Annotated in this window: 14 protein-coding genes; 5 read left to right on the top strand and 9 right to left on the bottom strand. The window is 59.1% G+C overall.

The annotated features are described in order from the left end of the window. Position 1: 1 nt before the first annotated feature. The 3 genes from glpK to JIF53_RS07100 form a co-directional block, all read right to left on the bottom strand. Positions 2-1,483: a glycerol kinase GlpK gene (gene glpK, locus JIF53_RS07110; protein ID WP_011785782.1), complete on the bottom strand. Its 1,482-nt coding sequence runs from the start codon at positions 1,481-1,483 to the stop codon at positions 2-4. A gap of 244 nt (positions 1,484-1,727) precedes the next feature. Next, a complete protein-coding gene (locus JIF53_RS07105; protein ID WP_141067747.1) occupies positions 1,728-3,299 on the bottom strand; it encodes an ATP-binding protein in 1,572 nt (523 codons plus the stop codon). Between the two features lie 58 nt (positions 3,300-3,357). Further along, positions 3,358-4,092, bottom strand: coding sequence for a response regulator (locus JIF53_RS07100; protein WP_011785784.1), 735 nt, complete (start codon positions 4,090-4,092; stop codon positions 3,358-3,360). Positions 4,093-4,334: 242 nt separating this feature from the next. Here JIF53_RS07100 and JIF53_RS07095 point away from each other — a divergent pair, with 242 nt between their 5' ends. Next, a complete protein-coding gene (locus JIF53_RS07095) occupies positions 4,335-5,096 on the top strand; it encodes a GNAT family N-acetyltransferase (protein ID WP_153741552.1) in 762 nt (253 codons plus the stop codon). Positions 5,097-5,111: 15 nt separating this feature from the next. Then, positions 5,112-5,930, top strand: coding sequence for a lysophospholipid acyltransferase family protein (locus JIF53_RS07090; protein WP_014420732.1), 819 nt, complete (start codon positions 5,112-5,114; stop codon positions 5,928-5,930). Here JIF53_RS07090 and JIF53_RS07085 read toward each other — a convergent pair. The 4 genes from JIF53_RS07085 to JIF53_RS07070 form a co-directional block, all read right to left on the bottom strand. Further along, positions 5,890-6,366: an FKBP-type peptidyl-prolyl cis-trans isomerase gene (locus JIF53_RS07085; protein WP_011785787.1), complete on the bottom strand. Its 477-nt coding sequence runs from the start codon at positions 6,364-6,366 to the stop codon at positions 5,890-5,892. The genes JIF53_RS07090 and JIF53_RS07085 overlap by 41 nt on opposite strands. Next, a complete protein-coding gene (locus JIF53_RS07080) occupies positions 6,366-8,579 on the bottom strand; it encodes an acetyl-CoA hydrolase/transferase C-terminal domain-containing protein (protein ID WP_121208412.1) in 2,214 nt (737 codons plus the stop codon). Before JIF53_RS07080 ends, JIF53_RS07085 begins: the two co-directional genes overlap by 1 nt. Before the next feature lie 139 nt (positions 8,580-8,718). Then, positions 8,719-9,072: a hypothetical protein gene (locus JIF53_RS07075; RefSeq protein ID WP_023011506.1), complete on the bottom strand. Its 354-nt coding sequence runs from the start codon at positions 9,070-9,072 to the stop codon at positions 8,719-8,721. Positions 9,073-9,305: 233 nt separating this feature from the next. Beyond that, complete coding sequence (locus tag JIF53_RS07070) at positions 9,306-10,343, bottom strand: NADP(H)-dependent aldo-keto reductase (protein ID WP_199452151.1); 1,038 nt, start codon at positions 10,341-10,343, stop codon at positions 9,306-9,308. A gap of 104 nt (positions 10,344-10,447) precedes the next feature. Here JIF53_RS07070 and JIF53_RS07065 point away from each other — a divergent pair, with 104 nt between their 5' ends. The 3 genes from JIF53_RS07065 (at position 10,448) to JIF53_RS07055 (ending at position 12,939) form a co-directional block, all read left to right on the top strand. Beyond that, complete coding sequence (locus JIF53_RS07065) at positions 10,448-11,695, top strand: glycosyltransferase family 4 protein (RefSeq protein ID WP_199452150.1); 1,248 nt, start codon at positions 10,448-10,450, stop codon at positions 11,693-11,695. Further along, positions 11,661-12,209: a phosphatase PAP2 family protein gene (locus tag JIF53_RS07060; RefSeq protein WP_199452149.1), complete on the top strand. Its 549-nt coding sequence runs from the start codon at positions 11,661-11,663 to the stop codon at positions 12,207-12,209. The genes JIF53_RS07065 and JIF53_RS07060 overlap by 35 nt, the downstream gene beginning before the upstream one ends. A gap of 67 nt (positions 12,210-12,276) precedes the next feature. Continuing rightward, on the top strand, positions 12,277-12,939 hold the full coding sequence (locus tag JIF53_RS07055) for a hypothetical protein (protein ID WP_199452148.1): 663 nt from the start codon (positions 12,277-12,279) through the stop codon (positions 12,937-12,939). On the opposite strand, the gene JIF53_RS07050 is transcribed toward JIF53_RS07055, so the two are convergent. Both JIF53_RS07050 and dinB read right to left on the bottom strand, forming a co-directional pair. Then, positions 12,927-14,336, bottom strand: coding sequence for a pectin acetylesterase-family hydrolase (locus JIF53_RS07050; RefSeq protein ID WP_014420728.1), 1,410 nt, complete (start codon positions 14,334-14,336; stop codon positions 12,927-12,929). The two genes, JIF53_RS07055 and JIF53_RS07050, sit on opposite strands and share 13 nt — an antisense overlap. Before the next feature lie 161 nt (positions 14,337-14,497). After that, complete coding sequence (gene dinB / locus JIF53_RS07045) at positions 14,498-15,559, bottom strand: DNA polymerase IV (protein WP_011785795.1); 1,062 nt, start codon at positions 15,557-15,559, stop codon at positions 14,498-14,500. Between the last annotated feature and the right edge of the window lie 57 nt (positions 15,560-15,616).

The raw sequence follows: 15,616 nt of genomic DNA, 5'->3' as shown, positions 1-15,616 counted from the left end.
CTCAGTGATTACAGACTCGCTCAACAGCATCCAGCCAGCCGGCATAGAGTGATTCCCGCAGCCCCGGCGCCATATCCGGCCGGAACTGGTGCTCGCATTCCCAAAGCGACGTAATCTGCTCCAGGCTATCGAAAACTCCGGTCTGCAAGCCCGCAAGATACGCCGCCCCCAGCGCCGTGGTTTCGGTCACGCTCGGCCGGTCAACCGGCACATTGAGAATGTCCGATAAAAACTGCATCACCCAGTCGTTCACCGCCATGCCTCCGTCGACTCGCAGCGATTCCAGCCGGGCGCCATCGTTGCGAATGGCGCGCACCAGGTCTTTGGTCTGATAGCACACCGACTGCAAACCCGCCGTGACAATCTCGGCAATGCCGGTATCCCGCGTCAGTCCCAGGATTGCACCCCGGGCGTTCGGGTCCCAGTGCGGGGCCCCCAGGCCAGTGAACGCGGGCACCAGATACACCGGATTATTCACACCAACCGTCGCCGCATGCTCCGCCGATTCCCGGGCATGGGAAATCAGCCGAAGCCCATCCCTGAGCCACTGCATGGCGGCACCGGCAACAAAAATACTGCCTTCAATGGCATAGCAGGGTTTGCCGTTGAGGCGGTAGGCTACTGTCGTCAATAACCGGTTTTCAGAGCGCAGAGCCTGCTGGCCGGTGTTGAGCATCAGGAAACAGCCTGTGCCATAGGTACTCTTGGCCATCCCCGGCTCAAAACAGGCCTGGCCGATCAAAGCGGCATGCTGATCACCGGCAATACCGGCAATCATCACCGAAGCGCCCAGACATTCGGGTTCCGTCAACCCGTACTCAGCTGCACTGTCGAATACCTCCGGCAACAGGGCAGCAGGCACCCGAAACAGCTTGAGCAGCTGCGGGTCCCATTGCTGTGTATGGATATTGAACAGCGCAGTGCGGGACGCGTTGGTGGCATCGGTACGATGGTGCTTGCCGCCGGTCAGATTCCAGAGCAACCAGGTATCAATGGTGCCAAAGGCCAACTCGCCTGCTTCCGCGCGCTGGCGGGCACCGTCAACATTGTCCAGAATCCACGCTATCTTGGTGGCAGAGAAGTAGGGATCAATCAACAATCCGGTGCGGTCAACCACCAGGGATTCGTGGCCATCCTGGCGCAACTTGGTACACCAGGACGCGGTACGGCGATCCTGCCAGACAATGGCGTGATGAATCGGCTGCCCCGTCGCCCTGTCCCAGATCACAGTGGTTTCCCGCTGGTTGGTAATGCCGATGCCTGCGAGGTCAGATGCCTTGATCTTGCCGTTGTTCAGCGCTGCACGACAGACCGCCAGCGTACTGTCCCAGATTTCCATGGCATCGTGCTCGACCCAGCCATCTTTGGGGAAGTACTGGTGAAACTCCTGCTGGGCAACGGCCACCTGAGCGCCTTTATCATCAAACACGATGGCGCGGGAACTGGTGGTACCCTGGTCTATGGCAAGCAGATATCGGGACATCAAAACCTCCTGTTGTTTTCAGGAGATTCTAACAGGACGGGGATCGAGCGGTGTGACGCGGCGCGGAAATAAAAAAAGGGCCGGAAAAACCGGCCCTCAAATGACGAATGAAACAAGGAAAGTTCGTAAGAACTACAACCTCAAAAGTCATCCCTTACGCTTTGAAGTATTACCCAGGGCTGCGGAGGGTTCAGTTGTGGTTGTGTAGAGCTTTGTTACATCAGGTGAGGTACCGAGCACTGGTTCACAAATCCGGGTCTGCGGGCTTCAGGCGCGGCCAGACCAGGCTGAACCGGGCTCCGCCCAAGACATCACTGCGGCCCACAAACGCCTGCCCACCGTGCCAGTACAGAATCCTGCGAACAATGGACAGGCCCAATCCGTAGCCGCCTGAGGTGCGGGTACGACTGTCATCAAGCCGGGCAAAGGCGGTGAACACCTTCTCCCAATCCTGTTCCGGAATGCCCGGACCATCGTCTTCCACATCAATCCGGCAATTATCTTCATCCAGATGGCAACTCACCCGCACACGGCCTGCGGCATAGCGCGCGGCATTGCCGACCAGGTTCTGAACCGCCCGGTGAATGTAACGAGGCTCCATATCGGCCTGTGCCCAGCGCTCCGAGGCTTCGTCAATCTGACACTCAATGTCGACTCCCTCCCGGATCAGCCGCTGTTCGGAGACAACCTGCCTGACTATATCCGTGACCGAGCCCTCCCGGAGACTGAACACCGGCCCGCCCTGCTCCAGCCGGGCATAGGTCAGGATCTCGTCAATCAGTTCGTCGAGCTCCTGGATGTCGCCATCAATGCCCTCGAGCTGCTTTTCGAGCACTTCCTGGGTACTACCGGATTCAATCATCTGGACGCCGAACCGGATACGGGCCACCGGCGTTCTCAGTTCGTGGGAAACCGCGTGAATCATTTCCCGCTGCACCTGCACCAGGCGCTGGATATGTTCCGCCATTCCATTGAACGAAGCCCCCAGCCGGGACACGAGCGTGCCCTGCTCGGATTCCACCCGGGCTCCCATCTCACCCCGGGCAATACGAATCGCTACCGACTCAACCTTGCGCAGATGACTCTCTACAAAACGCAACGCAAGAAACAGGGCCACTGCCAGCACGCCACCGACAACAGCGGTCAGCAGCAAGATAATCGGCCAGCCCCAGGGATTGAAGGGGGGAGGCAATGTCACCACAACCAACGCGCCTTCCGACAAACGAACCAGCGCCCTGGCACGGTTATCACCGTGTTCAAAAATCGCCAGCCCGGTGTCGCCAAGCCGCTCAAGCGCCTGCTGATCCGGCAGATCCTCGGCCTTCTGAACCAGACGGATATCGAGATTCAGAGACTCTGCCAATTGCTGCGCCACATCCGCACGCTGAGCCGCAGGGCTGGTATCCAGATGCCAACGCACCATCAACGAGATTGCCCGGGCCAGATCCCGGTAGGGTTGCTCCAGATGTATGCCGAGCACCTCGCCCCCGAGACCAAGGACATAATAGCCATACCCGCTATCGGTTGACTGCGCCACCACCTGGCCATAGCCCAGGCGCTCAAGCGCAACCTGGGAAAGCCCGAAGTCGGCCGCAACGCCACTGTGCAGACCAAACATCGGGGCCATCCAGTGATACTGACTGAGCGGATCCGGGGCCGCTGCCAGCCAACGCATAACCGGTGTCATGGCCTGCTCATGCCAGTATTGTTCGCGAACGGAGTTGATGCCGTTAAACAGCAGGACGCACACCAGCACGACCGCCGCCGCAATGGCAGCAATACGAGCGTAGGCTTTCAGGAAAAATTTCAGGGACATCGGGCCAACCCTGGTAACCGGCGTTGCCACCTTCGGGGCGGCAACGCCTCAGGCGCGATCAGGCTTCCTTGACGAACAGGTAACCCTTGCTGCGAACGGTTTTGATACGGCGCGGGTGGATGGGATCGTCACCGATTTTCGGGCGGATCCTGGACACGCGAACGTCAATGGAACGATCCTGCCCATCGTACTCGATGCCCCGGAGTGCGGTGAAAATCTCTTCCCTGCTCAGCACCCGCCCGGCATTACTGGCCAGCAGCCAGAGCAGGTCGAACTCAGCACTGGTGAGGTCGATACTTTCGTCACTTAACCAGGCTTCACGCATGGAACGATCGACCACGAGGTCGTTGAACTGCAAACGCACCGGCTCCTCCCCGGACGTCTCCTGCCCACTAACGGGCGAGGTTTCTACCCGGCGGAGCATGGCACGGATGCGGGCGAGCAGAACGCGCGGTTGGACCGGTTTGCCAATGTAGTCATCCGCGCCCATTTCCAGGCCCAGGACCTGGTCCAGGTCGTCTGTCCGGGCGGTGAGCATAATAATGGGGCCATTGAAGAACGGCCGTACCCGCCGGCAGATGGACAAACCATCTTCGCCAGGCAGCATCAGATCCAGAACCACAAGATCAGGCTGCTCGTTGCGGATCCGCTCAACAGCGGCTCCCCCGTGGGTTTCCAACGACACTGTCAGGCCATTGTTCTCAAGGTACTCGCGGGTCAGATCCGCAAGCCGCTCATCGTCCTCTACGATCAGGATTCGCCAACTCTCGTTTGTTTGTTCCACGCCATCCATCTCTGATTATTTTATTCCGGTTTCAGGGTTGTACACCCGACGATACAGGCAACGTTCAGTTACAGCAATTATACATGCTATTCAGAAATATACATGGAACCGCCAAAGGGTTACAGCCTGTGACACATATCCGTTTTCCTGAAAACGGTCTCGCACTGTCACAGAGACGTCACCCCGGCGTCACCCATCTGTCATACCCGCTTCATAGCCTTGACCTGAAACAGAAACACAGAGGCCAAGCCATGACTGCAACCACCGCGAGCCTTCAACCCCGCCGGGGCCGTAACCTGAGCACCGAACTGACCCGTGACCCGGAGCTCATAGAAGCGGCGCAGCGCCTGCGTTACCGGGTATTCTCCGAGGAGTATGGCAGCGATCTCGGCGCCACAATCCCGGGTATTGATGCCGATGCCTACGATGCGGCATGCGATCACCTGATCGTCACCGACGCAGACACCGGTGAACTGGTGGCCACCACCCGCATACTTCACCAGGACGATACGGCTTCCGTTGGCGGCTTCTACTCCCGAGGCGAGTTTGATCTCGCGGCTCTGGAAGCCCTGCCCGGAACACTGGCTGAACTCGGCCGCACCTGCGTGCACCCGGACTACCGCAATGGCGGCACCATCACGCTGCTGTGGTCAGCGGTGGCGGAGTACCTGGTGCAGCGCAACGTTACCCATCTGATCGGCTGCGCCAGTATCAGCATGGCCGACGGCGGGGCGAAAGCCTGGCATGTGGCCCGGCTTCTGCAACAACAGCATCTGTCTGAGCCGCATTGCCGGGTAACGCCAAAGCGCCAACTGCCACATCTTGCCCATCCGGAATCAGAACGCTCTGTGTACATACCGCCCCTGATCAAGGCGTACATGCGCCTGGGCGCAAGGGTCTGTGGCGAGCCTTGCTGGGATCCTGAATTCCGCTGTGCCGACATGCTGGTGCTGCTGGAGGTCAGTAACCTGGCCGGCCGCTACAGCCGGCACTTCCTGCGTCGCCCCGCCTGATTCGGAGGATTGCCGATGAGCTGGCTTCGACTGAGCTTTCGCTTAGCAATGTTTGCAGGCTTCCTTGTCGGAGCCTGCGCGCTGGCGGCTTTGCTCCGGATCTCCGATCTGGCCAGGACCAGACCGGTGGACAGGAATCCCTGGGCCACAATCTGTTTTCGGAAGGCATGTCAGTGCCTGGGCTGGCAGGTTCAGGTTTATGGCCAGCCCTGCCCGGAAAACGCCCTGTTTGTCGCCAACCACATCAGCTGGTCAGACATCCCGGTTCTCGGCAGCATTACGCCCATGCGGTTTCTGTCAAAAGCGGAAGTGGGTCAATGGCCGGTGATCGGCTGGCTGGCCCGGCAGGCCGGCACGCTGTTCATCAAACGTGGCGGCGGTCAGGCCAGAGCTATCAAAGCCAGTATCGCGCAATGCCTGCAGGCGGGAGAATCGGTGATGGTCTATCCCGAGGGAACCACCAGCACCGGGGTAGCCGTATTACCCATGCACGGACTGTTGATGAGCGCCGCCCGGGACAGCAACACGGCCATACAGCCAGTGTCCATCGGTTATCGGCGAGAACGGCGCCCTGACTCACTGGCGCCCTTTGTGGGCGATGACAGTTTCCACTGTCATCTGTTCAGGCTGCTGCGACAGCCACCGGGGCAGATCATCGTAATACTGCATCCGCCCCTTGGGCCGGATCCGGATCTATCCCTGAATGAGCTGACCGGGTGCATACACCAGCAGATCAGCCAGGGCCTCGCCCGCATTCACTCGGGCGAGTTCGACCAGGTACCCGAACGCCCTCTCAGAACAGCGGGCGACCCTGAGCTACCTCGTCTTCAGTAGCCTCGCGACGACCCACGATTTCCAGATCAAAATAGAGGGTGAAACCGGCCAAAGGGTGATTGGCATCCACTTTGACCAGGTTGCCGTCGATCGCCACCACCTGTACCACCTGGGCCTGATCACCGGAGTTAGTCTGGAATTTCATGCCCACATCCAGGTTTTCAACGCCCTCAAAGAGGGAACGGGGCACCTTGCGCACCAGGTCCTCGCGGTATTCGCCATAGGCCATCTCCGGTGGCACGGTCACTTCCAGGCAATCACCTACGTTTCGGTCTTTCACCGCCTCCTGAATGCCGGCAATAATCTCGGGGCTGCCGTAGATAAAGTGCAGAGGCTCGCTGCCTTCAGACGTATCCACCAGCTCACCGATGCGGTTCTTGAGCACGTAATGGACGGTAAAAACATCCGGCCGGGTGTTCGGGTTATCGGCTTGCATCAGCTGTTTTCGCTTCCTGTCTTTGTCGCGGGTTCAAGTTGCTGCAGGCCATGTATCACCAGTTTGCGATCCAGCTTCTCCCGAATGCCTGAGGGGTTGTTCAACCCCATGCGTTCGAGCAGCACCGCGTACTGGCCAGTATCGTCTTCAGCCCGGATGGCCTGCCAAAGGGTCGCCAGTTTACCACGGGGAGTGGCGGTTGCGGCTTTCAGTCCTTTAAGGGCTTTCCCCAGGGTCAGCTCCTCATCGGTGAAATCCCGGCCGAACGGGAACGCCGGGAACCAGTCGCCCTTACCGGGTGCAGCCAAAGCCTGGCGAACCGACGCCGGCGTATTGTTCTGCCAGTCCGCAGGCAAGCGGAAATCGTCACGGACCTTGCCCGCCTTCTGGGCCTGTTTCAGCAAATCCGCCTGGAAACGGGAATCGGCAATACGGATCAGCGCCAGGAACACATCTTCGTCGGACCGCCCCCGCAAATCGGCAATGCCGTACTCCGTGATCACAATGTCCCTGAGATGTCTTGGAATGGTGCAATGGGCATAGTTGAATACAATGTTGGACACTACCTGCCCACCCGACATGCGGGTGGCTCTGAGAGCCAGGATGGAGCGCGCCCCGGGCAACTCATGGGCCATCGAAACAAAGTTGTACTGCCCCCCCACACCACTGACCACGCGACCATCATCCAGCCCATCTGACACTGCCGCGCCATTGAGGGTGTACATCATCGCAGAGTTGATAAACCGACCGTGCAAACGCTGGGCGGCTTTGAGCTTCTGATCTCCGAAACGGTGATCGTAAAGGTGGTTGATGAAATTGACACTGGTCATGCAGATCTTGTCACGCTGCTCTGGCGACAGATCTCTCAGAGCCTGGTAGAAGGCCTCCGGCCCCACGTAGAAGCCACCGTGCATGGCAATACCACCGGTGAGCCTTGAACCAAGACCCAGGGCCGCCAGCGCCTCACGGGTCTGATCCTGGCTGAGGTCTGCTTCTACAGCGTGATCTTCACTCAGGCGCAGGCGTCCGCCACGGAATTCCACTGTGTCCCGCAGAATGCCGTACTGAATCAGCCAGTTGACATCCCGCGCCCGCAATGGCGAGTCGATAAGCCCTTCCCGGACCAGCACATCCAGCATGTCGAGCGACGGCGTCAGGGTAATCTCGCCCCGGTTGATCAGAGTCTGCAAACCGGCATGATCAAATACTTCCCGCTTCAGGATGCCCTCCTGCATCAGATACAGGAAGCCATCCACCATCATTTCACTACAGCCATACAGGCCGGTCTCGAACGTACCGGTACCGCCGCAGCTGTCAACCACAGGGAACCTGGATCCCACATCCAGGTGGTCATAAACTGCGCGCCAGGCATCATTGTGCTTGTGGCGCAGAATGGCGTTGTGAACCAGCGAGGCTCCCAGTGAACCGATGCCAACCTGAAGGGTTCCGCCATCCTTCAACAGGCAGCTGGCGTAGAATCCGATGAGGTGATCAGACGGACTGATGGCCATCTGAGGAGCCGAGAATAACGGATAGTCTGTCGATGGATGACTGAAGAGAAGATCAAACTGCTGTTCCTCGACGGCTGCATGATGGCCAAACCAGGGCAGGTACTGATTGATTTCAGCCACCATGGCCACCGGTACGCCCTGCTGTTCACGCTCCCGCAGCAGCGGCAGGATATCGAGTGACAGGTCCGGGTTACAGCTAAAGCTCACCTGGCCCGGAAAGCCATTGGGCTCGCCTGGGGAAACCATCTGCCCCACCACATTCACACCCTGCGCCATCAGATCGCGAACGGCATGGGTGTAGTTGGTGCATACATAGTTTCGCTGCTGGTTGCGATTGTTCAGGTAGCTGCCAGCTTTGAAGAAAAATTCAGACACCTGGACATTGCTTGGCAAGCGGTTATTGGCGACATCACGGGCGTAGGCCAGTTCCGGAATATCGCCAAACAGGCGCTTGGCGAAGGGCCCCATGAAACGTTTTTCCAGTGAAGAACTGCCCTCAGGCGCTAACAGGGAGAGCGCGGTCACAATATGCAGCTCAATGTCCGGATCATCCTTGGCACGCTGATAGAGCGCATTCACAAACCTCACCGGCTTGCCAAGACCAAGCGGCAAGCCCAGGGTAATGCGCTTGCCAACCCGTTCAATCACCCGATCAACACACCGTTCTGCGTCGTCGCAATAGACTCCGTTCTCTGCTGCCATTACCGGCTCCTCGTCGCTTGAGAATCTCAATTAAGGTGGATGATCACACGGCAGATTCAAGCTGACAATGCGTCAGGTCATGACATTTTGACAAAGCGGATGTCGGGAGAAAGATGGCGGGCACGCCAAGGAACAGTGGTCAGAACTTCCAGCGCAGGTTCAGGCAGGCACCTTCGTTCAACAGGGCGATGCCGTGGTCAGGCTGAGCCGGATCGGAAGCATAGGTCTTTTCAGCAGTGCGGGAGCGGCTGAGGCTCAGGCTGAGCAGACGGGAACCGATAGCGGTAAGTGCATCACTGCGGTCGTCTTCATAATCGCCGGACATCCATTCCTGGAGTTCATATACCTCCTCCGCTGTCGTCATTTCGTCGCGCTCGGCCATCATGCGTTCGGAGAGCATCGGCTCCGACAACATGGGCTGCGCAGCGTCTGCCCGCATCGCAAAGGCGACGCTATTCAGGGCAAGAAGGACGACGAACAGGCGAAGAATCATGGCAACAGGAAATCCGGTATCGACATTGGCTTTATTTAACTCACAGTACCAAAGTCTAATGATTGCGGCGAAGAATGGTGTGATTTTGCACACAATTTCGCCAGCGTTCCGTCGCCTGACACCAGCTTTTTTGTCAATAAATGATCACTTATATTGCAATATGTAACGACCCTGCCGCTGGTCGGAGCGGCAGGATCGCACCTGGCTACTGCAAGCCCCTGTTCATACAGTCTTCAAGGGCAGGGATAGGTGAACTCGGCATGGATCGCCTCGATGGCGGACACGAGGTCGGGGCTCAGAGTCACACTGGCTGACCCGATGTTCTCCCTGAGCTGCTCCATGGTGGTTGCGCCAATGATGTTACTGGTTACGAACTCCCGACTGTTCACCCAGGCCAGGGCCAACTGGGCCGGCGTCAGGCCATGCTGATGTGCCAGTTCCACATAGGCCCGCGTGGCATCCGCGGCCCGGTCATTGGTGTAGCGACTGAAACGCTCGTACAGCGTCAGGCGGGCCTTTTCCGGCCATTTGCCGCCCAGATATTTGCCGGTCAGCATGCCAAAGGCCAGTGGTGAATAGGCCAGCAAGCCGGTGCCTTCACGATGGGCAAACTCCGCCAGCCCCGCTTCAAAGGAACGGTTCAACAGGTTGTAGGGATTCTGGATAGAGACCACCCGGGGCCAGCCACGCTGTTCCGCCAGGCGCAGGTACTGCATTGTGCCCCACGGTGTCTCGTTGGAAAGCCCGATGTGTCTGACCTTTCCTTCACGAACCAGTTCATCCAGCGCTTCCAGTGTTTCCTCAATGGGCGTCATCTGCTCATCGGGATTACGGTCATAACCGAGCTTGCCAAAAAAATTGGCGTTCCGGTCCGGCCAGTGCACCTGATAAAGATCGATGTAATCCGTCTGCAGGCGCTTAAGGCTGCCCTCACAGGCAGAGCGGATATGCTCCCGGGTCAGCCTCGGCCCCCCGCGCAAATACCCGAGGCCATTACCCGGCCCGGCCACCTTGCTGGCGATCACCAGATCATCACGCTGGCCACGGCGGGCCAGCCAGTTGCCCAGATACTGCTCGGTCAGGCCCTGGGTTTCTGCCCTGGGTGGCACTGGATACATTTCAGCGGCGTCGATGAAATTGATGCCCTGCTCCATGGCATAGTCGAGCTGCTGAAAGGCTTCCTGCTCGCTGTTCTGCTCGCCCCAGGTCATGGTTCCCAGGCAGATCAGGCTGACCTCGATATCTGTAAAGCCAAGTTTTCGCGTTTGCATGGAATCTCCTTGCAATAGGTCGATAAGAGACGGGGTAAAAACACGTAAACGGAATGTCACGGAGTTGTCGCATTTCTGTCATGGCGTCTTTCCATAGTAAAGGCATGACAGCAGAACCTTCAGGAACCCCCGTGACCGAAGCCCAGTTGACCGAACGGCGACCGCAACACATTACCATTGTTTCCGAGACGTTTCCGCCGGAAATCAATGGTGTTGCCAACACCATGCGGCACCTGTGTCAGGGGCTGATGCAACGGGGCCACCATGTAACCGTGGTGCGCCCCCGGCAGCCTCACGAACAGAAAGGGCTGTTTGAGAGTACCGGGAGCGGGTTGTTTTCCACCGAACTGGTGGTTAATGGCTTGCCTCTTCCCGGCTACGCAGATCTGCGCTTCGGTACCGCCCGCCCCTCGAGCCTGAAAAAGCTCTGGCAGAAACAGCGGCCCGACGGCATCTATGTGGCAACCCAGGGGCCACTCGGCGTGGCGGCCGTGAACGCGGCTCGCAGCCTCGCCCTGCCTGTCAGTTCCGGGTTCCATACCAACTTCCATCAGTACTCTCGCTATTACGGAGCGGGCCTGCTCGAACGGTTGCTGTGTGCCTACGGTCGCTGGTTCCATAACAGAACAGCCATCACCCTGGTGCCTACCGGTCGCATGCAGCGGGTTACCCGGGACATGGGGATCACCCGCACCGGCCTCTGGAGCCGGGGCGTGGATTGCCAGCGCTTCACCCCCCACAAACGCGACCAATCCCTGCGTCGGCAATGGGGGCTGCACGACAACGAACGTGCCGTACTCTATGTCGGGCGCCTGGCTGCGGAAAAAAACCTGCGCATGGCTGTTGCCTGCTTCGAGCGTATCCGCGGCCTGCATCCTAATGCCCGCTTCGTGCTGGTAGGGGATGGCCCCATGCGCCGCTCCCTGGAAGACCGGCACCCGGACTACATATTCTGTGGCACCCGACGGGGCGAAGATCTGGCCCGGCACTATGCCTCCGGTGACCTGTTCCTGTTTCCGAGCAAAACCGACACCTTCGGCAACGTGGTGCTGGAAGCCATGGCCAGCGGACTGGGCATCGTCGCCTTCGACGATGCGGCAGCCGCAGAACATATCCGACACGACGAAAACGGCATGAAGGCTGAACTGACAGACGACGAAGACTTCATCAATCACGCCCTGAGACTGGCCGACCAGCCCTCACTGTTGAACCGAGTCCGCGCCCAGGCTCGCCTGGACGCCCTTGAATTGAGTTGGAGCAGCCAGATCGACCAGTTTGAACAGCTGGTTTTAAACCAAACTGCACAGGCCCGATACCATGGCATTGACAAGCAAGGCATCTCGCTTCTTTGAGTTGGCAGACCAGCGAGAGTTCGCGGTCTGCCAGGCCATTAACCGCAGCGTACGGTTCCGGCCGATTCTGGGGTATTTCCGAATCGTCAGTCGACTCGGCGACGGTTGGTTCTGGTACGCACTGATTCTGTCACTGCCTTTTTACGCCGGAGATTCCGGCCCGGCCCTGGCACTTCAAATGGCGCTTACCGGGCTCACCTGCACCCTTACCTACAAGGCCCTGAAACGCTGGCTGATCCGCGAACGACCGTTTATTTCGTTTCCGGTCATTAACTGCGCAACGCCGCCACTGGACAGGTACAGCTTCCCCTCCGGCCACACCCTGCACGCCATGTGTTTTCAGGCCATGCTGTTTGTTGCGCTCCCGGCCCTGGCCTGGTGCGTGCTTCCGTTCACCTTGTCAGTGGCCGCATCACGGGTGATTCTCGGGCTCCACTACCCCAGCGACGTCCTGGCTGGCGCGTTGATTGGTGGCACCATGGGCTGGGCATCCATGCAGTGGCTGGCCGGCTGAGCCAAACGCGGGCGGTTGCTGCATTCTGGTCTACACTGATTCCGGAGAATTTCTGCCGGAGTGAGTCATGAACACAAAGATCCTGCTGGTCACCGGGGCCGCAATTATTCTGGCACTGGCGCTACTGTGGCCAACCAACACCCCGCCACCCGAGATATCACCAGCCGAAAACGCTCCGGATACCGCTTCAGATCCGGCCGAGGCCCCCCTGCCCTCTTCCGATGCCCTGACACCGGAACAACAGGCGCTGCTGGACAACCCCAAGGTCAAGGCCTACGCCCAGCGGCTTGAATTTGAAGATGACCTGCACGAGTTTTTTGCCAACGCCCCCGCCCTCCCCGAACAGGAACGCCGGGCCCAGGCCGATGCCCTCAGAAATCGTATGAACGAATACGAGGGATCTGTGCAGATGAGTGCTCCGGAAGCCGCGCTAATTCAACTGGCGATGATCCAGATTCTGGAGCCGGATGAGGAGGCAGCAAAAGCCGCCGCACAGCAACTCATGGATCGGTACCGGGCTGAATCCGGAGCCAGACTGCAGGCCTGGCTGGACGAACCCAGGCCGGACTTCGAACGCTACAAGGCCCGGGAAAAGGCGATTGTGGAAGAAGTGATGGCCATGGATGATATTCCCGGCGGACTGACCCGGGACCAATACCTGCGCGAGCGCCTTCAGGAAGCTCGGGTAGAGGCCATGGGCCGGTCCGCCGGCAATAATCAGAGCAACTGATCCAGCGACCAGTACAACAGGTTGAACGGTTTATTGTAATCGGCCACCGTATCGGTCTCCGAGGCCTGCATCACCGCTCCGCTGCCATTCATCACGTTATTGACGAAATCCCCCAGTTCCAGGCCCAACTCCTGAATATCCGAATTGGCGAACTCGATAATGGACGTGCAGTGACTTTCATTCACGTCCCGAAACATGGGCAGGTAATAGCCGAAGTTATCCAGCCCGGCCAGCGTCTGCGTCAACCGTTCGGTGTCCACGGCCCACTTCTGATGCAGCAAAGCCTCCTTAGTGGCCTGATCCGGCGCATTCTCGATCTCCGGGAAGAAGCGCTCATAGGAATAGGAGGAGTAGTTCAGATCCCGCCAGAAATGCGTATGCCCCATGCGGTCCTGTGGCAGCGCCGTCGCCAGCGCAGGATACAGGCTGCCGAGGTCATTCAGGTTCAGTGCCGGTAAACCGGACTTCAGGTAAGCCAGCGGGCCACCCGGCTGGTCCAGCCCCCAGGATTGCCTGATGAAGCTCTGTAACAGCACCGAAGGATACTGCTGAGGGTCCGCGCCAACCGGAGCACTGAAGGCAGGGCCTGAATCGTTGATCAGGAAACTGCGAGTCGGCGCCATGTCCCGCCGGGTTGGGTGATAGTTGGTCAAGCCACCAATGCCACCAGCACTGCAACCGGTCGCCAGCATCTGCCCGGGGCGTTGCAGGTTGTCCTTGAGCCAGCTGATCACCGCCCGGGTATTCCTCAGGCCGTTGTGATGCCAGATCAGAGGTTCCGCCTCGCCTTCAGGATCTTCATACACCGCCACCCGGTCACCGGAATAGATATCCCCCGTACAGTAGGGTACGTAGACCATGTTCCAGTTCTGAGTTTTTACCCGAGTCCAGGGATGCAGACGAACCACAAACGGGCTCACGAGGCTGGCGCCGGGATTCAACAGAGACATGTAATCATCCGGGATACCATCGGGATTACGAGCTCCCCGGATCCCGGTCTGACCACTGCAACTCTCGTAATCCCAGCAGGCACCGCCACCTTCAAAATAAACCACGGTATTGGAAGTGTTCGGCACCCGGTTCACGAAGAACTTGTACTCCGAACCGTTACCGCATACAGCGCCGGTTTCCGGCGCCAGTGCGATGGTCTGCCACTGGTAGTAGGCCCCCGCCGAGAAATTCTCGTAGCCATCGGGATTGGCCAACAAAGGGTAGGCACCCTGGCGCTGATCCGATGTCACCGGATTATCGGCACCGGGCGGCGACGCCAGGTTACCCAGGGTTCGCCAGAATCCATAATCCCCCAGCTCCGCCGATACCGGAGCCGACAGCAACAATAACAACAAGCCCGCCAGCGCACCGGAGCGCCAGGGGCCACAACAGCCAGCTTTGTTCATTCTTGTTCTCCTGCGATTGTTGTTTCGGGGCGGGCGTGGCCCGCAACGCTTACAGCAGGATAGCGTCACCTAAAAGCTAGAGGTGACACACTGTCACGTCAAAGCGGCAGCCATACCGTTTTAAACTAAAAAAATGGCGGATATGCCCGCGGGGACCGAAGTCAGTCAAACAGGCGCAACTGGGTGACCGGAGCATCGTCATTGCGGAACCGGACTCCCACTCCCAGCAGGCGAACCGGGCGGTCTTTGGGCATCAGCTCTTCGAGCAGTGGCTGGAAATCCACCAGGGCCGGCTCGGTAACGGACTCCCGAACCCGCTCCAGTGTGTGGGTGGAAAAATCGCTGTAGCGGATTTTCACGAACAGCTTGTGTATCGGCTTGTGCTGCCCCTTGCGCGAGAGGCGAAGATTGAGGTCGGCCACCAGGGCCGGCATCACGGTATCGCAGGCGCTCCGGTCAGGGAGGTCCTGGGAAAAGGTGCGCTCGACGCTCACCGACTTGGCCACCCGCGACACCACAACGGGGCGATTGTCCCGGCCATGGGCCATTTCAAACAAACGATAGCCCTGTTTGCCAAACTTCTCGATCAACACGTCGGCACCCAGCGCCTGCATATCGCCACAGGTTTTCACACCCAGGGCGTGCAGCCGGGCCGCGGTCACCTGCCCTACACCGAAGAGCTTTTCCACCGGCAGCTCGCTTACAAAGTCGGCCACCTCCGGCGGCGTAATCACAAACAGACCATCGGGCTTGCGCCAGTCACTGGCAATTTTGGCAAGGAACTTGTTGGGGGCCACGCCGGCGGAAATGGTAATGCCGACTTCCCTGCTCACCCGCTCCCGCAGGTGCCGCGCCATCAAGGTGGCACTGCCCTTGAACGCGTCAACATCGGTCACATCCAGAAACGCCTCATCCAGGGACAAGGGCTCAACCAGATCGGTCATCTCCCGCAGTATCGCCATCACCTGCTGGGAAACTGCCCGGTAACGGCCCATGTCCGGCGGTACCGTGACCAGGCCGGGGCACAACCGCCGGGCTTCGCTGCCGGGCATGGCCGAACGCACGCCAAAAGCCCGGGCCCGGTAGTTGCAGGTGGTCACCACACCACGGCCGCCCTCGCCACCCACCGCCAGCGGAACATCCCGCAAGCTTGGGTCGTCACGCATCTCGACGGCGGCATAGAAGCAGTCGCAGTCCACATGAATGATCTTGCGCTGGGCCATAGGGGCGGGCTCACGTTAACAATCTGTACGTTTATACAGCCTTGTATCTTACGGTAA

Source organism: Marinobacter sp. bablab_jr008, from assembly GCF_016464145.1.
GTDB lineage: Bacteria > Pseudomonadota > Gammaproteobacteria > Pseudomonadales > Oleiphilaceae > Marinobacter > Marinobacter nauticus.
Note: the sequence above shows the minus strand (reverse complement) of the source record. Positions and strands in the feature narration are given on the sequence as shown.